The sequence below is a fragment of the Anaerobacillus sp. QJM3NY_32 genome (assembly GCF_056173645.1).
Genome location: NZ_CM149684.1, coordinates 2,079,002 through 2,100,660 on the forward strand (window position 1 = coordinate 2,079,002; position 21,659 = coordinate 2,100,660).

The 21,659-nt window shown below is 40.2% G+C and carries 15 protein-coding genes and 1 riboswitch; of the genes, 14 read left to right on the forward strand and 1 reads right to left on the reverse strand.

Annotated features, from left to right (window positions below; translation table 11 throughout):
- Positions 1–161 precede the first annotated feature (161 nt).
- From AC0VYH_RS11140 to msrA, 4 genes are all read left to right on the forward strand, one after another.
- Positions 162–680 carry a glycosyl-4,4'-diaponeurosporenoate acyltransferase CrtO family protein gene (locus tag AC0VYH_RS11140; RefSeq protein WP_194221611.1) on the forward strand — a complete coding sequence of 173 codons (519 nt, stop codon included), beginning with the start codon at positions 162–164 and terminating at the stop codon, positions 678–680.
- Positions 661–1,704, forward strand: a complete 1,044-nt coding sequence (fni, locus tag AC0VYH_RS11145) for a type 2 isopentenyl-diphosphate Delta-isomerase (RefSeq protein ID WP_226613046.1) — start codon at positions 661–663, stop codon at positions 1,702–1,704. The genes AC0VYH_RS11140 and fni overlap by 20 nt, the downstream gene beginning before the upstream one ends.
- Positions 1,705–1,899: 195 nt before the next feature.
- Positions 1,900–3,303, forward strand: a complete 1,404-nt coding sequence (locus AC0VYH_RS11150) for a Na+/H+ antiporter NhaC family protein (RefSeq protein WP_194221612.1) — start codon at positions 1,900–1,902, stop codon at positions 3,301–3,303.
- Positions 3,304–3,390: 87 nt separating this feature from the next.
- Positions 3,391–3,504: riboswitch (SAM riboswitch) on the forward strand.
- 99 nt (positions 3,505–3,603) lie between these two features.
- Positions 3,604–4,254, forward strand: coding sequence for a peptide-methionine (S)-S-oxide reductase MsrA (gene msrA, locus AC0VYH_RS11155; protein WP_475367370.1), 651 nt, complete (start codon positions 3,604–3,606; stop codon positions 4,252–4,254).
- A gap of 47 nt (positions 4,255–4,301) precedes the next feature.
- Here msrA and AC0VYH_RS11160 read toward each other — a convergent pair whose 3' ends face one another.
- Complete coding sequence (locus AC0VYH_RS11160) at positions 4,302–6,545, reverse strand: alpha/beta hydrolase family protein (protein ID WP_475373750.1); 2,244 nt, start codon at positions 6,543–6,545, stop codon at positions 4,302–4,304.
- Between the two features lie 257 nt (positions 6,546–6,802).
- Here AC0VYH_RS11160 and cydD point away from each other — a divergent pair, with 257 nt between their 5' ends.
- The 10 genes from cydD to carB all read left to right on the forward strand — a co-directional run bounded on the left by cydD (position 6,803) and on the right by carB (position 21,656).
- Positions 6,803–8,536, forward strand: a complete 1,734-nt coding sequence (gene cydD, locus AC0VYH_RS11165) for a thiol reductant ABC exporter subunit CydD (RefSeq protein ID WP_475367372.1) — start codon at positions 6,803–6,805, stop codon at positions 8,534–8,536.
- A complete protein-coding gene (cydC, locus tag AC0VYH_RS11170) occupies positions 8,533–10,242 on the forward strand; it encodes a thiol reductant ABC exporter subunit CydC (protein ID WP_475373751.1) in 1,710 nt (569 codons plus the stop codon). Before cydD ends, cydC begins: the two co-directional genes overlap by 4 nt.
- A 158-nt stretch (positions 10,243–10,400) precedes the next feature.
- The gene (locus AC0VYH_RS11175; protein WP_475373752.1) at positions 10,401–10,703 is read left to right on the forward strand and encodes a hypothetical protein; all 303 of its coding nucleotides are present in this window, start codon (positions 10,401–10,403) and stop codon (positions 10,701–10,703) included.
- A gap of 86 nt (positions 10,704–10,789) precedes the next feature.
- Positions 10,790–12,934, forward strand: coding sequence for a DNA topoisomerase III (locus tag AC0VYH_RS11180; protein WP_475367375.1), 2,145 nt, complete (start codon positions 10,790–10,792; stop codon positions 12,932–12,934).
- A gap of 187 nt (positions 12,935–13,121) precedes the next feature.
- The gene (argC, locus tag AC0VYH_RS11185; RefSeq protein ID WP_475367376.1) at positions 13,122–14,180 is read left to right on the forward strand and encodes an N-acetyl-gamma-glutamyl-phosphate reductase; all 1,059 of its coding nucleotides are present in this window, start codon (positions 13,122–13,124) and stop codon (positions 14,178–14,180) included.
- A 27-nt stretch (positions 14,181–14,207) separates the two neighbouring features.
- On the forward strand, positions 14,208–15,440 hold the full coding sequence (gene argJ, locus AC0VYH_RS11190; protein ID WP_475367377.1) for a bifunctional glutamate N-acetyltransferase/amino-acid acetyltransferase ArgJ: 1,233 nt from the start codon (positions 14,208–14,210) through the stop codon (positions 15,438–15,440).
- Positions 15,403–16,236, forward strand: coding sequence for an acetylglutamate kinase (argB, locus tag AC0VYH_RS11195; protein WP_475367378.1), 834 nt, complete (start codon positions 15,403–15,405; stop codon positions 16,234–16,236). Before argJ ends, argB begins: the two co-directional genes overlap by 38 nt.
- Entirely contained in the window at positions 16,227–17,399 is a 1,173-nt protein-coding gene (locus AC0VYH_RS11200) for an acetylornithine transaminase (RefSeq protein ID WP_475373753.1), read from the forward strand. The genes argB and AC0VYH_RS11200 overlap by 10 nt, the downstream gene beginning before the upstream one ends.
- On the forward strand, positions 17,396–18,469 hold the full coding sequence (locus AC0VYH_RS11205; protein WP_475367380.1) for a carbamoyl phosphate synthase small subunit: 1,074 nt from the start codon (positions 17,396–17,398) through the stop codon (positions 18,467–18,469). Before AC0VYH_RS11200 ends, AC0VYH_RS11205 begins: the two co-directional genes overlap by 4 nt.
- Positions 18,456–21,656, forward strand: coding sequence for a carbamoyl-phosphate synthase (glutamine-hydrolyzing) large subunit (carB, locus tag AC0VYH_RS11210; RefSeq protein WP_475373754.1), 3,201 nt, complete (start codon positions 18,456–18,458; stop codon positions 21,654–21,656). The genes AC0VYH_RS11205 and carB overlap by 14 nt, the downstream gene beginning before the upstream one ends.
- Positions 21,657–21,659 lie beyond the last annotated feature (3 nt).

A 21,659-nucleotide genomic window follows, 5' to 3' on the forward strand; every position in this document is an offset into this window, starting at 1 on the left:
GAATTAACTTCAAGCGTCGACATTTATACACTGTAATTGTATAGTGTGGGTATAACCTTTGTAAAGGAATCATAACGCTGTTACAGTGTATAATAGGTTTTCCTGACATAATAATTACCTAATCTTGGATATGTTAAACAATTTTGAAACGAGGAATGTGTATGCAGGTCATCCACTTATCGATCGTAGGGTTAATCTTAGTGAATATTTTTGCCTGGCTGATCATTCATGTTTCTATCTCTTATATTTGCCTTCGGTTGCCAGATTCCTTTTATGAATCTAAAAAATCAATGTTACAAAATAAGAAATGGGAACTGAAAGTGTATGATCGTATCCAGATAAGGAAGTGGAAAACAATACTACCTGATGGGGGAGATGTGTTTAAAGGAGGATTTCGGAAGAAAGAACTCAAAACGCTCACTTCTTCTTATATAAGGAAATTTATCTTAGAGACAAGACGTGCAGAGGTGACCCATTGGCTTCTCATACCACCTTCATTCTTGTTTTTCTTATGGAATCCTTTGAGTATTGGTTTAGTAATGGTTGGGTATTCTTTAATAGTTAATCTTCCATTTATTCTTATACAAAGGTACAATCGACTCAGGTTAAAACCATTATTACATCGACAGTTGAAAAAAGAGCAGCGCAGGGGGAATTCCATTGGAACACTTGGGGTTTGATCAAACCGAAAAAAGAAAGAACGAACATATTGATATTTGTCTAACGGAAGACGTGGAAGGACAGGGACTTACGACGGGGTTAGAAAAATATCGTTTTAAGCATAATCCACTACCAGAAATTGATTATAATGAAGTCGATATTTCCACTCAATTTCTTAATAAGAAATTGAAGACGCCATTTCTGATCAGCTCAATGACCGGCGGTACAGAGCGATCTTGGGAGATTAATAAACGTCTTGCCAAAGCTGCTGAAGCACATGGTTGGGCGCTTGGTGTAGGCTCAATGCGTGCCGCTATTCAAGAATCGAAATCCGCTTATTCATTTGACGTAAGAAAACATGCACCAACCATTCCTATACTAGCCAATATTGGAGCTGTTCAACTCAATTATGGTTTTACAGTAGAAGAGTGTAAGAGAGCGATTGACTTCATTCAAGCTGATGCGCTTCTGCTTCATTTAAATCCATTACAAGAAGTATTCCAACCTGAGGGTGATACAAATTTCCAAGATTTAATCGATAAAATTCGAGAAGTAGCAAAAGCGATCCCTGTTCCACTCGGTATTAAAGAGGTTGGCATGGGAATCGATGCGAAGAGTGCTCAGCGTCTTATAAGTGCAGGTGCCAGTTTTATTGATGTTGCTGGAGCGGGTGGAACATCCTGGATTCAAGTTGAAAGTTTTCGTTCCCATCAAACATTAAGACAACAAGCTGCCGAAGCTTTTCAAGATTGGGGTAACCCGACAGCTGATTGTATTATTGATGTAAGGAAACAGCATCCCGATGTCCCGATGGTTGCAAGTGGCGGACTAAAAAATGGTGTGGATGCAGCTAAAGCTATTGCTCTCGGGGCGGATGTGTCCGGATTTGGTAGGGCATTACTTGAAAATGCAGTAGATGATAGTGAAGAAGCGCTATCAGATCAATTAAAGCGAATTGAGTTCGAATTACGAACAGCTATGTTTGGAATTGGAGCTGCATCGATCAATAGATTAAAATACAATAGCGCATTAAAAAAGAAATAGCCAGAGCACTGAGCTCTGGCTTTTTTGTATGAATAAGTTAAGGAACGATGTTCAATTTGTCTTATTTAAACCATATGGCACCAATGACTTCGAGCAACTCCACTTGCTCAGACGAATGAGGAATCAACATTATCGGTTCCCGTAGTATAGGTCGTTCTCTAGAGAGCAAACTAGAGCTTAAGGAGGGCGACGCTAATGGCCTGGTTATCCATTTTTCCGTTTATCGTTGTCATTATCATTGCGATGAAAACAAAACTAGTGATCCCCGGATTAACGGCGGGTTTGCTAACAGCATCATTTATATACAAACCTGGATTGATCATTGGTTTACAACAGTTCTATGAATTTATTATGACTGGTTTGAAAGATGAAAATAATGTTAAAATCGTCCTTTTTCTATATATGTTTACGGGCTTAATCGGATTGATGAAATATACTGGTGGGATAAAAGGATTTGTTCAAGTTGCCTCATCCAAAATCAACTCAAAAAAAGGAGCGTTATTTCTGACGTGGGTGTCAACGCTAGGAACATTTAGTGCTCCTAGTTTCCGCATTGTAACGGTAGCCCCAATCATGAAAGCTCTTTTAAATAAAGTGAAAATCACTCCTCAGGAGCTTGGATTTGTGATAGAAACGACAGCAACTCCAGTTATTGTCTTAATGCCAATTGCTACCGCTTTTGTCGGCTATATGTCATCTGTTGTGCAGCTTTCACTAAAAGCAGAAGGCATTGAAGGAGATGGCTATCGTTACTTTCTTCAAAGTATCCCTTACAACTTTTTTTCGATTAGTATTTTATTGATTGGCTTTTATTTGAGTTTTTTCCATCATCGAAAAACGCCAGCTACAGACGCAGGTAATGTGGAAAAAAAGCTTGATGATCAATGGGAAGATTGTCATCCAGCTGTGGCGAAGGATCTTCCTACGAAACCGATGAATTTATTAATACCTCTTGGAGGAGTTATTCTCCTAACACTTCTTCTTACATATTGGAGTGGTTATAAGAAGGGGTTTACTTCTTTAATCAAGGCGTTTATTGAGGCAGATGTCCTGGACGCGATGGTCTTTGCACTTCTCACTACAGTACTTTTAACGTTCATTTTCTATTTATTTCAGCGTTTTTCTTTAAAGGACCTTGTTACTTATTTTATCGAAGGTGGTAACGAGATGATGCCGGTCATCGTCTTGCTTACTGTCGTTTGGGGCTTAGCAGCTTCAACAGAAGCTCTTGGCTTCTCGTCTTTTGTTACCTCAAACCTTGATTGGATTCCTACTTTATTTGTACCACCAGTCTTATTTCTCGTTGGGGCGTTTATTTCATACTTTATTGGCTCATCATGGGGCACATGGGGAATTTTAATGCCGCTGGGTATTTCATTAGGGTATTCTACAGGAGCAGATCTACCTGTTGTCATTGGAGCCGTGTTTGCGAGTGGGACATTTGGTGCTTTTGCTTCTCCGCTAAGTGACAATACGAATACAGTTGCGAGGATCTTGCAGTTGAATCCTATGACATATGCGAAATTTAAGCTTGGCCCAGCTTTATTAGCGGCGGGATTAGCAGCAGCTGGCTACTTTGTTATCTCTTTTGTAATATAATTATTTTTATGAGTACTTTTGTATTGACATCCGTTTTAAAACCATTTATTATTGGGACTAACTTAATAATCCTTTGTTTAAAGGATCTTCTTATTCAGAGAGGTGGAGGGACTGGCCCTTAGATACCTCGGCAACGGACCTATGAACTTATGTTCAATTGGAACCGTGCTAATTCCTGCGACGAAAGTCGAAAAATGAGAAGAGGCTCGGTCTATCCAAACCCTCTTCTGTTCGAGCAGATGAGGGTTTTTTTATGCACCCTCATTTGGAAATATGTTTTAGTAGAGGGAGAGACTGATATTGCATACACTAATGGATAACGAAGCAAGAAAACAACAGCTTATTAAGACCCTTCTCTCACAAGGGATATATAAGAAGGGTGAAAAGCAACTTTATATGTTATCACTAAATGAATTAGAAAACATATATGCTCGATCAAATAAAACCATACAGAGAAAAGGAAACGGAGTGGTCATAGTGGAACAAGCAACATTTGCAGCAGGGTGCTTTTGGGGAGTAGAAGCGCTATTTCAACAATTGAACGGTGTTATTTCAACTTCAGCAGGGTTTACAGGAGGAGAGACGATTAATCCAACTTATGAAGATGTTTATTCTGAATTAACAGGCCATGCCGAATCCGTACAAGTTGAATATGATCCTTCTCTCATTTCTTATGAAGAACTTGTAGAAGTTTTCTTTGAAAATCATAATCCAACCTCCTTAAACAAACAGGGAGAAGATGTCGGAACACGCTATCGCTCAGCGATCTTTTACCACTCAAATGAGCAGGCAGAAATAGCATTGATTGCAAAAGAAAAACTCGAGCGATCTGGACGCTTCAAAAAACCAGTTGTGACGCAAATTGTACCAATCACTTCATTCTATCGTGCAGATGAGTATCATCAAAGCTATCTTGCTAAGCGTGGACAGTCTTCTTGCAAAATTTCATAATAGAAAAAAGGCTTTCTCTCATTGTCATGAGGGAAGGCCTTTTTTAGTTAATCACCTTGATTGACACCTATTTGATCAATAAAGACTTTTCCTTTCTCTGATGCATTAAATTCGAATGTAAGAGCATTCATCTTCTTCGGATTAAAGGCATTGTTTGCTTCTAAGAATCGCTGCATCGGAATATTAAAGGTTTGGAGAACCGGTTCAGTAGGTTCACCATAACGTCCTTCTTCAAAGTATTTTGTTTTTGTGTGTTGAATAGGAAGAACACCTTGCAACTGCATGACGTCACTCAGCTTAACACTAGCGGATGCTCCGTTATCTGAACTAGCCGTGATTGTGAAATCAACAGGTTGCTGGTCAGATGGATCTGAAAGGTTTGCTGCTGTGAATGTTAATGAACTGTTCATTGTATAAGCAAATGGATCCTGAAGGGCTTTCTTGAAATTTAATTTGTATGTGCCGTTCTTTGAATAGGAATGATCCCATTTCAAAAAGACCCCATGAGTACCTCTTTCTTTATCGCGTCGAAATTCAAGCTCTCCTTCATACCATTGCAGCAAGCTATTAGTCTCTATGGTGATATAGGGAGATGTCGCTGTTGTGACATCAACGTCCTCTTCAAAGGTGCTATAGATATGATACGAAGGATCTTCATATTTACTAATGTATGTTGTATCAGGTAGCCATTCGAGAGCATAGCGATAATCCTCAAACATCGGTTGATAGGACTCATTTTGATGAAGCGTCGCCTCAAGAAAGCCAGCGACATATGTGCGGGCTATTTGTCGTTGTTCAGTGCCTTTAAGAAGAGGCTCTTTATTTAATAAAAGCGTGAAAGGGAAATACGTATCGTTTTCTCCCCACGTTGTGTTAAATTGTCCGTGATTGGCGCGATCAATATAAAGGGCTGCTTTCATAGCTTCTTTACTGCCAGTTAAATCAATCCCATTATACTGTCGGTCGCCTTCGAATTCCGATAAATCACTATCATAAGAACCTTGAAGTAATAAATAATTGACATCATCCACTTCGATTTTTCGATCTGAAAGTGTTTGATAATCCGTCGGTGCAAGTGCGATAACAGATTCAATATTATAATGGAAATCAAAAGTCATGTTCCCGTTATTTGGGTAACGATCAAGGTCATTGAATTTTGCTGCTAAAATCGCAGCTTGACCACCGCGAGAATGACCTATTAAAGCAATTTGATCCATCTTCACTTTGTTGAATAATGGATTATCTTTTTGAGAAGATAATTTCTCCATTTCTTCAATATGTTTAAGCAGCAACCAAGCGCGTCCATTAATGTCTCCTGCGAGGCCACCAGACCATGATGAATTGAAGAAGTTCTCATCTACTGATACTGTTAAAAAGCCACGACTAGCGAGTAACTCACCTAAATAATTGTAGCCTTCATCTGAGAAGTCCTCCATCTTATGGTTTCCATGGACAATAAGGACAAGAGGAAAAGAACCATTTCCTTTAGGCACCCATACACGTCCATTAAGTGGCACATTGGTGTCTTTAAAGCCCCAGAACCACTCGCGTTCTTTGGACCATTCTCCAACCATACTTGAAGCGTTAACTGACATCGTTTGAATATCTACTTGCTCCCCAAATTCAGGACGTTGCTTATCCTTTCCACTTCCATATGTATAAGTAGTTACATCAAATGAGCCGTATTCTGAAGGGTTATCACTAACAGGTGAGAGCGGCTCTACATTAATAGAGAGACGATCATTCATTAAACCAGGTGTGAATAACCAGTATGAAAAAGCTGACGTTGCTAAAACACCAAACAGTAGCATGATCATAGACATTGGCTTTTTGATGCCTTTAGAAAGAGGGTATCCGAACATAGCGCCAAGGATGATACCGACTGCAATTAAGAGATAGGAGAGCGGAAGGATGTTCTCTAATTGACGAAATTGATCTAATGTATAAATGGTTATAGCAAGCGAGACTCCAATACTTGCAATGAGAAGAGAGGGTAATCTTTTGAAATGCTCTATGAACCATGTACCAATCTTAACGGTGAGCAGTGTACTGACAACTGCAATTAATAGGAAAAGAATAACGTCCATTATTTGACCCAGTCCAGTATGAAAATCAAACCCAATCGAAAAGATTAGCAGCATTGTCATATGAAGAGCGCCGTAAGAAGCTCCTTTCCATATGGTTTTAAAGAAGGATTGTAATGGTTGAGTAAAAGAAATCAATAAATGCTTTAATTTATTTCGTTTGTGTGTATTTTTACGCGTTTTTTCAAATTCAGGTTCGTGTTCCACGCTAATCCTCCATTTCTTATCCTGCTGCTTTCATTATAGCAAATAGGAAATAAGGAAGAATGCTAAATCTAAGAATGCCTCAATTGAATAAGTAGTGGCTCGATGACTCTAGCACAGATTTCGTTCATTTAATTGTAAAAATAATCGCTGCGTAGTATTTGCTTCTCCTTTGTATAAGTCGTACAATAGGAATTAAGAATTAATGTGAAATATTTCACAAACGTATGTTTGTTGTGAAACTAAAGGTGGGGGATCAGGTGAAGAACGAACTTAAAGCGTATGCTTCAGGTTTTAAAATCACACACTTGTTTATGATTTTAGGTGCTCTTATGATTGGCGCATCCATTATTGTACAGGCTTTTCTTACAGTAGAAATAGTGAATCGGGTATTTATTGAAAAACTAGCATATTCAGACATTTCATCGTATCTCATTGGCTTACTGATTGTCATGGCGCTACGCCCTTGCGTATCTTATTTAATGGGAAAAGCAGGCGTTAACATGGCCGCTATTGTAAAACAAAGAATAAGAGAAGCGCTTTTGAATAAATTTTCTCGAGACGCACTTCTAACGTCTTACCAGGGTCAATCTGGACAGAAAGTGAGCGTTTTACTAGATGCGGTGGATGAGATTGATTCCTATTATAGTCAATACATTCCACAAGTGTTTAAAACGGCGGTTATTCCTTTTTTTATTCTAATCGCAGTTTCAACTCAGCATATTGAAACAGGGCTAATAATGATCGTGACGGCTCCATTCATTCCACTCTTTTATATTATTATCGGCATTCGTACTCAGAAAAAATCCGAGGAGAAGCTAGAGCAGATGACCGTTTTTTCTGGTCGCTTTCTTGATACAATTCAGGGTTTGACTACGTTGAACTTGTTTCGTCAATCGAAGAAATATCGCTCGATTATGGAAGAAAGCAGCTTGAATTATCGAGATGCAACGCTCGAAGTTCTTAAGGTTGCGTTTGTTTCATCCCTTATGCTTGAGCTTATTTCAATGTTAAGCATTGGGATTATCGCTCTTGAGATTGGTCTTCGTCTCATTGTGTTTAATAGCATGTCTTTTGCTACAGCCTTTTTCCTTCTTATGCTTGCTCCTGAGTTCTATCTTTCCCTAAAGGAACTAGGCAGTGCTTTTCATACTGGTAGAGGTAGCATGAGTGCAATGAAAAAGGTAAGTGAAGAACTTCATCGTGAAAGTGACGAAATGAAATGGGGAGATCGATTACTTGAAACGAAGGAGAGGCCACCACTGTTGGCGTTTAAGAACGTTTCATATCGCTATCAGGAGAGTGGATTTGGGTTATCCTCTATTGATCTAACTATTAAACCTTATAGCAATACGGCCGTGATTGGTCGGAGTGGATCTGGAAAATCGACGCTTTTGAATTTGCTTGGTGGATTGCTTCCACCTCAAGAAGGTGCCATTACCGCCGACGAAATTCCCCTAACAAGTTTAGAAGAAGAAAGCTGGTTTTCAAAGATAAGCTTTATATCACAAAACCCGTATTTGTTTACTGGAACGATCGCTGAAAATATCGCGATTGGATCAAAAAGTAGGGATAAAATACAAATCGAAGCGGCGGCTGAGAAAGCTGGTATTTCCTCGTTTATTGCTTCTCTTGAAAATGGTTATGAGACGGTTATTGGTGAATCCGGAAGAGGGATATCTGGAGGAGAGAAGCAGAGAATTGCGCTTGCTCGAGCATTTATAAAACAACCAGAGATTATTTTATTTGATGAACCAACAACGGGACTTGATTTATATACAGAGAAAGTTCTTCATACTTCGATCAAAGAACTATCAAAAAACGCAACAATGATTACTGTAGCACACCGTATCCATACAATACGAAATGCCGATCATATTATACTCCTTGATAAGGGAAACTTGATCGCGGAAGGAACCGATGAATCGCTTTACGCTTCAAGTGAGTTGTATCGTGATATGGTTGATACGCAGAAGGCGGAGGTCACTTTATGAGAGAGCTAGCATTTGTATGGCGTGAGATGCTGACAGAAAAACGGGATATCCTCCTCTCAATATTATTTGGTTTTATTGCGGGAATAACAGCTGTTGCCTTGTTTGCTTCTAGCGGCTATTTAATTTCGAAGGCAGCCTTATCGTTACCTGTGTTTGCATTAGCGATTTTAACAGCTGTTGTGAAATTTTTTGGACTTGCCCGCGCAGCTGGACGCTACTTTGAAAGGATATATTCTCATCGCGCGACGTTTTCCATTTTAAGCAACATGCGCGTCTCCTTTTATAAAAAGCTTGAGCCAATAGCGGCAGGGTTGTCACAGAGATATCGCAGTGGAGATCTGCTAGGTAGAATTGTAGGAGATATTGATCGACTGCAGCATTTTTACCTTCGCGTTTTTTATCCACCTATAGTTTTTATTCTCATATTCCTTGTTACGATTTGGTTTACGCTATTCTATTCTTTCGAAATTGCACTTCTAATGTTACTTGGAGTAATTTTTACAGGGATTGTGATTCCGGGTTACTTTGCGTGGAGTATTCGAAAAAAGGATCGAAAGGTTCGTTCAAGTAGAGGAGAATTTGCTGCTGATTCAGCTGAGTTTTTCGCTGGTTATCGTGATTTGAAAATCATGAGTGAGGTTGAAGGAAAGAAAAGCGATCTTAAAACAAAATCCAACGACTATGGGATTGCTCAAAGCAAAGAAGGAAAAGCAGAAGTGCTTCATCAAGCCGTTAATTCATTTGTGTCTTTATTTGTAACCTGGAGTGTTATTGGGATCGGTTCATATCTTGTCATAACGGGAGAACTAGATGGCGTGTTTCTCGCCATGCTTGTCCTGATCTCTTTAACGTCCTTTGAGAACGCAGTGCCATTGGCTATCATGCCTGCTTATTTGCAAGATAGCATAGTAGCTTCGAAAAGACTGTCATCTGTAGAAGGGAAGTCAAGGGTGGAAGAGAAAGAAAAGGTGGATCTTCCGAATGAGAAAGCTTTTTCTCTGTCGGCAAGAAATGTCACTTTTTCTTATCCAAATGAAATACGAAAGTCATTAACTAATGTAACGGTTCATATTCCAGCAGGAGGAAAAACGGCTATTGTTGGACCAAGTGGTTCTGGAAAATCGACTCTATTACAACTTTTCTTAAAGTTCTTTGAGGGAAGTGGCGCATTAGAGATGAATGATCGTTCCATTCAATCGCTTTCCGAAGAGAATATCTGGAGCAAGACGAATGTCGTCCTGCAACAAAATCATTTCTTTTCAGGTACGATTCGTGATAATTTGCTTCTAGCCGGAGAGTCATTATCCGATGAAAAGTTAATGGAAAGTCTTCAAGCTGTCCAGCTAGAACACTTTTCTCTCGATTATAGCGTGCACGAAAAAGGATCGAACCTTTCTGGTGGTGAGCAACAGCGCCTCGCTATCGCCCGTTCCTTCTTAAAGGGTAAACGAGTCTGGTTATTAGATGAACCGACTTCCTCAGTCGACCTTCTTACTGAAAGGTCAATTCTCAAGCATCTTTTTGAACAAGCGAAAGAGGATACGCTTCTACTGGTCAGTCATCGTTTAAACAATCTTGAACAAATGGATCAAATTATCGTAATGGATTCAGGGCAAATCGTAGAAAGTGGTACGTATAAAGAATTGATGAAAATAAAGGGCTATTTCTATCAAATGAGAGAAATAGAGAAAAGTGTCCTTCTTTAATATTGATGGAGTCTCATCTTCCAATCGCTTACTGAAAGAAAATAGCGATTGGAAGTTTTTTTGTTGACTTTTTTAGTGGACATGTTGATTTGTGAATCAATAGAGAATCGACCTTAGAACTAATGCTATGACAAAAAGAAGGGGGAAGTCTTCTTTATATGGAATTTTATAGGGATGATCTAAAAAGGAGGGGGTTTATTGTTAAACAACGTGAGTGTGTAACCGTGAAAGTACCTAATATGAAACAAGCGCTAGCCTTTTGTACGAAAGTTTTGAATTTCGAGGTATCAAAAGAGGATGGCCCTAAAATTGTGAGCCTTGTTCATGAAAACATATCAATTGTCATAGAAGAGGAAGCGGTTCAATCTGATAATAAAAACGTGCTGCTCGGAATTCCATCTACTAGCATTCGTCAGGATCCTTTTGATCCAAGCGCCTTAGCGATAGTTGAATATAGTTAGGAACGTTAAAACACCTACTACCATATACGATCACATGTACGATATACTAATAGCTAGCGTATTTTTTTGAGAGAGGAATGTTACCTTTGGCAGCTGTTTGTATTATCGCCGAAAAGCCAGATCAGGGAACGCGTCTTGCCGCCCCTTATCCAACCGAAAAAAAACAAGGATATCTCTATATTAAACCTAATCCTGATTTTCCTGATGGAGCCTATATGACTTGGGCTGTAGGACACTTGTGTGAACTCGTTCCACCTGAAACATACGAATCTTCATGGAAGAAGTGGTCTCTTCAAACCCTTCCGATGATTCCGACACAATTTCAATATCAGGTAACGAAAGGAAAATGGAAACAATTTAATGTCATTAAAGAACTCGTTAACAAAAAAGAAGTAGGATCTATTATTCACGCGGGTGATGCTGGGAGAGAGGGTGAACTCATCGTCCGTACGATTTTGAATCAGGCTCGTTGCAAGAAACCAATGAAGCGACTTTGGATTTCTTCACTAACAGAACGTGCAGTAAAAGAAGGATTTCAATCACTGTTAGAAGAAACAGAAACGCGTAATCTTTATTACGAGGCTTATGCAAGATCTTGTGCAGATTGGGTCGTAGGAATTAACGCCTCACGCGTGTATACACTTCTTTTTAAACAAAAAGGGTTACAGGATGTTTTTTCTGCAGGAAGGGTTCAAACGCCTACACTAGCATTAGTCGTTCAACGAGAGAAAGAGATTGCGAACTTTAATTCAGAGCCGTTTTGGGAAGTGAAGGGCACATTTGATTACAATGGAAAAATGATTGTTGGAAAATGGACCAATGAAGATCAAACGAGACTTGAGTCGCCCGAAATGGCCCAAGCCATTGCTCAATTTTGTGAAAATAAGGACTGTTTAGCGAGTGAGGTTAAGAAAGAACGGAAGCAGTACAAAGCTCCCTTCTTGTATCAACTATCATCTCTTCAGTCTACTGCCAACAAGCGCTATAAATTTTCACCGAAAAAAACGTTGGATATTGCTCAGAAGCTTTACACAAAGGGGAACATTTCGTATCCAAGAAGTGATTCTAGTTTTGTCACCAAGGATGAAGCGGCAGAATTCCCTTCGATTTTATCAAAGCTTCAGAAGCAGCGAGCTTATCAAGAGTATTTTCCACTAAAACGTGACTCGCTCTTAAAGGACAAGCGATTTGTGAATGCTGCGAAAGTAAGTGATCACTATGCGATCATTCCAACAGAACAGGTGCCAAACCTGGATAAATTATCAGGTGATGAAGCTAAAATATATGATTTAATCGCACGAAGTTTACTAGCGGCGCACGAAGAGGCATCGATTGTCGATTATACAACTGTGCTCACCCTCGTTGATAATAGAGCCCTATTCCAATCAAAAGGACAGGTGCGAATTCAGGAAGGATGGCAACGAATTATCCCATCGAGTCAGAAGGATGAAGAGTTACCACCTATTGAAAAGAACGAACAAGGTAAAGTTGTATCTGTAGAAGTAACAGAAGGCAAAACACAGCCGCCAAAACGATTTACTGAAGGACAGCTTATTACAATGATGAAGACGGCCGGTAAGCATCTAGATGATGAATCTCTTGAGAAGATCTTGAAAGACACAGAAGGACTTGGGACTGAAGCGACTAGAGCGGGAATCATCACAATGCTCAAAGATCGCAAATACATCGATGTTGTAAAAAACCAGGTATATGCAACGGAAAAAGGCATGTTATTGATCGATTCGATCGGAAATGCCGTTCTTTCAAGTCCTGAAATGACAGCGAAATGGGAGCAGCGGCTAAAACAAATTGGAAGTGGCGAGGCTTCTCCACAAGCGTTCATGGAATCTGTGAAGAAACTTGCAGCGAAGCTAACCTCCGATGCAGTTGAATCTTCTGCATCATGGGATTTAAAAGATATTAAGATAGAAGCACAGCCATCCAAAAAATCACTAGGAAAAAAGGTTGGCACATGCCCACTTTGCGGTTCTGACGTACTGGATAAGGGGAAATTATTTGGGTGTAGTAGTTATGCTAAAACAAGTTGCCCGTTTACAATCTCCAAACGAATTCTTGGTAAACCTATTTCGCAAACGAACGCTAAAAAAATTCTAACTGAAGGAAAATCCAATGTAATCAAAGGGCTGAAAAGTAAAAAAGGGACGTTTAATGCCGCGCTTGTATGGAGCCCGGATGAGAAAAAACTAACATTTGAATTTGAAATGAAGTAATTTTAAGCATGCCTTTCATAGGGGCATGCTTTTTTTGAACTAATTTTCTCACCTAACACACTCTTTATCAGGATGATAAACAAGTTGCGCTTGTTAATACGTTGTGACAAATTCATAAATTTGAAAAAATAATAAAAAACCTGTTGTATATATATATACTTATATATGTATAATCATTCAATAAGCAATGAAAGAGGGAGTGGAAATAGTGAAAGCAAGTATAGTCGGTGCTAGCGGATATAGCGGCCTTGAATTAATTCGCTTATTGCTTAGTCACCCTGAAGTAGAAATTAATACAATTGTATCTCCATCTAACGCAGGAACAAATGTCCATGATGTTTTCCCACATCTCACGAATATACAAGTAAGTCAGTTTGAAGCACTTGATGCAGAGAAGCTTGCTTCCGAGTCAGATGTTATCTTCTTCGCAACACCAGCTGGCGTGAGCAGTCAATCTGTTCCTTCACTACTAAATACGGGTGTTCCAATGATCGATTTATCCGGAGACTTCCGATTAAAGAGTGGAGATTTATATGAAAAGTGGTATAACCATTCATCTCCACCAGAAGGAGCTTTGGAAGAAGCGGTATATGGATTATCAGAATACTATTCAGAAGACATTAAATCCGCAAATTTAATTGCCAATCCAGGATGCTATCCGACGGCAACGCTACTAGGTATTCTTCCAATTATTCAAAAAGGATGGGCTGATCCATCGTCTTTAATCATAGATGGAAAGTCGGGACTTTCAGGCGCAGGACGTAAAACGAGTCTGACAGCCCATTACTCTGAAGTTAATGAAAATGTATCAGCTTATAAACTTGGCAAACATCAGCATATCCCTGAAATAGAACAAGTCATTTCGAATCAAATCGGTGAAAATGTAAATGTATCATTCTCTACTCACCTCGTCCCGCTTACAAGAGGGATGATGTGCAGCATGTATGTCAATCTATCTCATGATCGATCCGAAGCAGAAGTGATTGATCTTTACCAATCAATCTATGAAGATCATCCTTTTATTCGCGTGATGCCTGAAGGGAAATGGCCCTCCACAAAAGGTGTTTCCGGTTCTAACTACTGTGATATTGGTCTTTCTGTAGATCCGAGAACAAATCGCTTAACGATCATCTCGGTGATTGACAATTTGATGAAAGGTGCTGCTGGTCAAGCGGTACAAAATATGAATCTACGATTTGGCTATTCTGAGACAGCAGGTCTTAGTTTATCTCCAGTATTTCCATAAATCTACTAAACGAAAGGGTTGAATGCTTTGGCAACATCGACTGTAAGTGAGGAACTTTTTTCAATCGTAAAAGAGGGCACAGTTACTTCTCCTAAAGGATTTCAAGCTGGTGGGTTTCATGCAGGTTTAAAACGAAAGCGTAAAGATCTTGGCTGGATTAAATCGGTTGTACCAGCGAATGCTGCAGGAGTGTTTACAATGAATACTTTCCAGGCACCGCCATTAAAAGTGACAAAAGAAAGTTTAGTAGATGGAAAACTTCAAGGCCTAGTTGTTAATTCGGGAAACGCCAATGCGTTTACAGGAAAGAAAGGCCTTGAGGACGCATATGAAATGCGAAAACAATTCGCAACTGTGATGGGTCTAAAAGAAACGGAAACGGCTGTTACTTCGACGGGGGTCATTGGGGAGTATTTGCCCATGGAAGCCATTATCAAAGGGATTCATCACATTCCAAGCTATGCAGAAAAAACGAGTGGCACCGATTTTGCTGAAGCGATCGTTACGACAGATACAATGACAAAACAGGTAGCCGTAACGTGTCAGATTGATGGAAAAGACATCACCATTGGTGGTGCTGCAAAGGGATCAGGAATGATCAAGCCAAACATGGCCACGATGCTGGCTTTTGTAACGACCGATGCAGAAGTAGAAAATAACGCTCTTCAGTCCGCATTAAGCTCTGTGACTGACACGACTTATAACATGATCACAGTTGACGGTGAAACGAGTACAAATGATATGGTCCTTCTTCTAGCAAATGGTCAGGCGGAGAATGAAGCGTTATCAGAAAGTCATCCTGAGTGGCAAACGTTCTTAAGTTCACTAGAGTATGTTTGTCAACAGTTAGCGAAATTGATCGCTAAAGATGGCGAAGGGGCTACAAAACTCGTTGAAGTTCACGTAAAAGGTGCTCAAACAGAAACCGGTGCGAAAGCCATTGCCAAATCTGTTGTAGGTTCTAGTTTAGTAAAAACAGCCATATATGGAACCGATGCAAACTGGGGACGTATTGTATGTGCTATTGGGTACAGTGGTGAATCTGTTCAAGAAGATTCTCTTTCCATATCACTTGGACCCATTAAAGTAGTGGATTATGGTATAACAACGGAATTTAGTGAGGAAGAGGCAAAAACCTATTTAGAAAACGAGAACATTCATATCTATATTGATTTGCATAACGGTAATGAAGAAGCAACGGCATGGGGGTGTGACCTTTCTTATGATTATGTCAGAATCAATGCCTCCTACAGAACATAATCAAAAGTATTTTGTTATTAAATGTGGTGGAAGTATATTAAATCAGCTTCCAGAATCATTTTACCTTGACCTAGTAGCTATGAAAAAACAAGGATATCATCCGGTACTCGTTCATGGTGGAGGCCCTGAAATCTCAAGGATGCTTGATAAACTATCAATTCAGACAACATTTGTCGATGGACTACGTGTCACAACAGAGGAGATGGTCGATACAGTTGAAATGGTACTGAGCGGTAAGGTGAATAAACAGCTCGTGCGGAAGATCCACCATGCAGGAGCGAAAGCCATTGGCATTAGTGGCGTAGACGGCAAGCTGTTTACATGCAAACAGTCTAATGAATCACTCGGCCGTGTTGGGGAAGTCATCCATGTAGATAAATCACTAATTGAACAACTCTCTCAAGCTGGGTACATACCTATTATCTCACCAATCAGTACGGATGAATCTTTCGAACCTCTTAATATTAATGGGGATGAAGCCGCATCAGCTGTCGCTCAGGCGCTGCGTGCAGATATTTGTCTCGTTAGCGATACACCGGGTGTGTATGAAGAAATTGATGGGCAAAAAGTTATTTTCAGAACGCTAGATGAGCCAAAAATAACAAGTTTAATAGAAAAAGGCACGATTATTGGTGGAATGATCCCTAAAGTGAAAGGAGCGATTGCCGCTCTTTCGGATAAAGTCTCCTCGGTAATTATTGTTGATGGTCGAGAAGAGAATGCCCTGCTAAAAGCAGTCGTACATGAACCTGTTGGAACGCGAATTGTTCGAAAGGAGTCTTTAGAATGTCACTAACTGAAACGTCACAAACAAGCATCATGCAAACATATAATCGACTTCCGATTACTGCCGTTAAAGGTGAAGGAAGCTTCCTATATAGTGAAGACGGAACAAAATATCTAGATTTTACTTCCGGAATTGCCACATGTAATCTTGGTCATCAACCAGAAGCGATCAAAAAAGCTGTATCAGATCAGTTAAATCTCCTCTGGCATTGCTCGAATTTATACCATATCCCAAAACAGCAGGAACTCGCTGACGTGTTAACGGCGGAAAGCTGTTTTGACCAGGTGTTCTTCTGTAATAGTGGTACGGAAGCGAATGAAGCAGCGATTAAGCTCGTTCGAAAATGGAGCGGTAAAGAAACAATTGCAACGTTCACAAAGTCCTTCCATGGAAGAACGCTAGGTTCCCTTTCCGCTACAGCTCAACCAAACCTTCAAGATGGATTTGGCTCTATGCTTCCTGGTTTTGAATATTTTCCTTACAACGATTCTGATCGTTTATCAGAAATCGAGGAACTAAAACCAGCAGCCGTCATGTTAGAGCTCGTCCAGGGAGAAGGAGGCGTTCGTCCAGCAGATCAGGAGTGGATTTCGGAGCTTGTGTCGATTTGTAAATCGAACAATATTCTTATCGTCGTTGATGAAGTGCAAACCGGGATGGGCCGAACCGGAACGCTATTTGCTCATGAGCAATATGGGTTTGAACCAGATATTATGACGCTTGCAAAAGGGTTAGGTTCAGGATTCCCGATTGGTGCGATGCTTGCGAAGGAAAGCGTAGCGTCAACATTTGGTCCAGGAACTCACGGAAGTACATTTGGGGGAAATCCACTTGCTTCTGCCGCTGCAACTTCGACGGTAAAAGAGATTGTTTCTTTACTTAACAACGCAAAAGAAATGGGAGACATGCTTATAAATGAATTAAAAAGTTTGTCGGAGCAGTACAATTCCATTAATGAAGTGAGGGGACTAGGTTTACTTCTAGGAATTGAAGTGGCGGATGCCGCGCCTTTTGTTAGTAAGCTTAGAGAAAAAGACGTTCTGGTTTTAAGTGCAGGACCTAACGTCATTCGCATTCTTCCACCTCTTAATGTGAGTAAGAAGGAAGTAGAGCAATTTTTGGAGAAGCTAACCGACGTTTTTAAGTCAACTGAAGGGGAGGATAAGGCATGAAAAAGGGCTATCTTGTATTAGAAAACGGAGCAGTATTTGAAGGCGATCTAATAGGGGCTTTAGAAGCTTCTGGTGAAGTTGTTTTCAATACAAGCATGACTGGATATCAAGAGATTGTATCTGATCCTTCTTACGCCGGGCAAATCATCGTCTTCTGTTACCCACAAATCGGTAACTATGGAATAAATAAACTTGATAGTGAAAGTGAACACCTTCATCTTCACGGTGTTGTTACAGGAGAGCAGTGTGAGGAACCTAGTCATTATTTAGCAACAGGTTCCTTCTCAAATGGTTTATTACAGAATGAAATTCCTTCTTTAACAGGTGTAGACACACGAGCCCTCGTTAAAATGCTACGGGATTATGGAACAATGAAAGGACAGATAACGGCTGAATTTCCTAGTAACAACGTTGAATGGAAATCAGAGAAATCTTTTGTTCCAAATGTATCAGTAAAAGAAAAATCACATTATCCAGGTGAGGGACCACATATCGTGCTAATGGACTACGGGTATAAGAAATCAATTCTTACGTCCCTTCAATCTCTTGGTTGTGCTGTAACAATCATGCCATTTAATACAACTTTTGAGGAAGTTGTTAACCTACAACCAGACGGAGTGGTGTTAAGTAATGGTCCTGGAGATCCTGAAGCATTATCTGCAACTTTTAAAACGATCCGGCTTATTAGTGAAAAATATCCAACATTCGGGATTTGTCTTGGTCATCAGCTTCTCGCTCTTGCACACGGGGCGTCCACTCGAAAGCTAACATTTGGACATCGGGGGTCGAATCACACGGTGAAGCATTTGGAGACGGGGAAAGTGTTTATCACCTCCCAAAACCATGGTTATGAAGTCGTACAGGAGACCTTAGAAGATACAGGGTTTGCGCTTACTTTTGTTAATTTAAATGATGGAACCGTTGAAGGATTAAAACATCAACATTACAACATTCAATCGGTGCAATTCCATCCTGAAGCACATGCGGGACCATCTGATACAGCTTTTTTATTCGATGAATTTATGCACCAGATTACGAGAACAGGAGACCAGCATTATGCCTTTACGTAAAGAGTTAAAAAAAGTTGTCATTTTAGGATCTGGCCCTATTGTCATTGGTCAGGCAGCGGAATTTGATTATGCAGGTACACAGGCGTGCCTGGCGCTAAAAGAAGAGGGGATTGAGGTAGTTTTAATAAATAGCAATCCAGCCACCATTATGACGGATTCATCAATCGCGGATCATGTTTATATGGAACCAATGACGCTTCCTTATGTAGAGGAAATCCTCAAAAAAGAAAAGCCTGATGGCATCATTGGCACACTGGGTGGTCAAACAGGTTTAAATCTTGTCGTACAGCTTTATGAAAAAGGAATTCTAGAAAAGTTGAATGTGGAACTTCTTGGCACCTCTGTTGAATCTATTCAAAATGGGGAAGACCGTGAGAAGTTTAGACAGCTCATGCTTGATATTGGCGAACCAGTACCTGAGTCGAAAATTGCCGTGACAAGGGAAGAGGCATTAACATTCGCTCGAGAAATTGGCTATCCGATTATGGTTCGCCCAGCCTATACAATGGGTGGTGAAGGCGGTGGATTTGCAGCTGATGACAACGCCTTGCTTGAAATTGTTGATCGTGGCCTTTCCTTAAGTCCTATTCACCAGGTACTCATTGAAAAAAGCATGCTTGGTTGGAAAGAAATCGAATATGAAGTGATGCGTGACGAAAACGATACGTGCATGATCGTCTGTAACATGGAAAATATGGATCCTGTTGGAATTCATACAGGGGATTCGATTGTTGTTGCACCATCTCAGACGCTGAATGATTACCAATACCAGATGCTACGAAACGTTTCGTTGAAAGTGATTCGTGCCATTGACGTTATTGGTGGTTGTAATATTCAAATTGGATTAAACCCTGAATCAAACGATTATTACATCATTGAGGTGAATCCGCGGGTAAGTCGTTCGTCTGCATTAGCTTCTAAAGCTACTGGCTATCCGATTGCACGTATGGCTGCAAAATGTGCCATTGGCTTTACATTAGATGAGCTTCCAAATCCAATTACAGGTAATACGTATGCAGCATTCGAACCTGCCCTTGATTATTTAGTTGTCAAAATACCGAGGTTCCCATTTGATAAGTTTCCTGAAGGTGATCGCGTACTCGGAACGCAGATGAAAGCAACTGGAGAAGTGATGGCAATTGATCGAAGTTTTGAAGGTGCTTTAAACAAAGCTGTTCGATCTCTAGAGAGTGGTCATCAATCATTAACAGGCTTATATGAAGAGGTAAGTCAAGAGTATTTAAATGAACAGCTAATAACGCCAACAGATGAAAGACTTTTTTTAATTAGTGAAGCTTTTCGAAGAGGTTATTCTGTAGAGGACATCAAATCACTTACAGCCATTGATAGCTGGTTTCTTCATAAGGTGAAGCGAATTGTGGAAGCGGAAGTAAAGATAATGAATCAAACCGATCTTTCTGAAGAATTATTGATTCATGTTAAGCAATTAAACGTTAGTGATGCTTACATTTCGAAAGTAACTGGAAAAACGATCGATTCGATCATGAGTATGAGTAAAGAAGCTGGCATTCAGAGGGGAATGAAGCAAGTTGATACGTGTGCAGGGGAGTTTGAAGCCATCACGCCTTATTTCTACTCTACGTATTTAGGGAGCGATGAGATGGAGCAGATCAGTGAGCCAGGCATCCTCGTTCTTGGTTCAGGGCCCATTCGAATCGGGCAAGGTGTGGAGTTTGACTATTGCTCCGTTCACGCGACACAAGCAGTGAAGAAGTTAGGCTATCGTGCGATTGTTATGAATAATAACCCAGAAACGGTTAGTACAGATTATAGCGTTGCCGATCGTCTTTACTTTGAACCGCTCTCACTTGAAGATGTTCTTGCGGTTATCGAAAAGGAACATATTATAGGAGTGGCCGTACAATTTGGTGGTCAAACAGCTGTTAATTTAGCGGAAGAGTTGCACGAGCGCGGAGTTCCAATCCTCGGAACACCTGTTGAGAACATTAATAAAGTTGAGGACCGAGATCAATTTTATCAATTGTTGGATTCTCTTTCGATTCCTTATATTGAAGGGAAAATGGCTTACAAGCCAGATGAAATGGAGGAGCTTGCCGCAGAGTTAGGATTCCCGATCATTGTAAGACCTTCCTATGTGATAGGCGGACAAAACATGTTTATCTTCCGTCATATGGATGAATTGAAACGGTATACGCAAAAATTAGAGAGCAGTTCAAAGAAAATGTGGCCATTCCTTCTCGACCGCTTTGTGGAAGGAATTGAATGTGAGGTCGATGTGATTTGCGACGGAGAATCAATCGCCATTCCTGGCATTATGGAGCACCTTGAACGAGCGGGCGTTCATTCTGGAGATAGCACAGCGATTTATCCACCTGTATCCATTACAGAGAAGCAGAAAGAAACGATTACGATGTATTCTGAAAAGCTCTCTCAAGCGCTCGAATGTCGAGGGTTAATGAATATTCAATTTGTCATCGATCAAGGCATCATTTATGTTCTTGAAATTAATCCAAGATCTTCGAGAACGGTACCCGTTATCAGTAAAGTAACGAACATTCCAATGGTTGAATGGGCGATTAAAGCGCAATTGCAAAGTAACTCATTAGAAGCAACGGGATTATTAGAAGAGAAGCCTTATTACACTGTGAAGTTTCCTATCTTCTCAAATGGAAAGTTAAAAAACGTTGACCATGTGCTTGGACCAGAGATGAAGTCTACAGGAGAAGTTCTTGCTATGGCAAAAACATCGGAAGAAGCATTAAGAAAAGCGATTGTACCAACATGGGATCCGAATAAGCTACCTTCTTCCATCCTATGTTCAATTAGTGAAGAGCATAAAGAAGCTGCATGTGATGTACTAATGAAGCTTAAAGAAAAAGGTGTAAAAATATACGCAACATCTGGAACAGCCAAATTGTTAAATGACAAAGGCATCCAATCAACCGTGATAAAAAAAGATTTAGATGAAATTGAGACGCTAATGAAAGAAGAGCTAAGCGCAGTTGTATCGATTCCGACAATCGGCAGAGAAAAAGAACGCTCTGGATTTCAAATGCGCGCACTCGCCACACGATATAAAATTCCATGTTTTACGCATCTTGACACGCTTCAGTTATTGGTCTTAGAAGGATCGAAGACACTTGAAGTCAACAGTCTAGCGCATTGGCACCAAATGAAAGAAACTCCAATCGGGCAGGAAGGATGATTG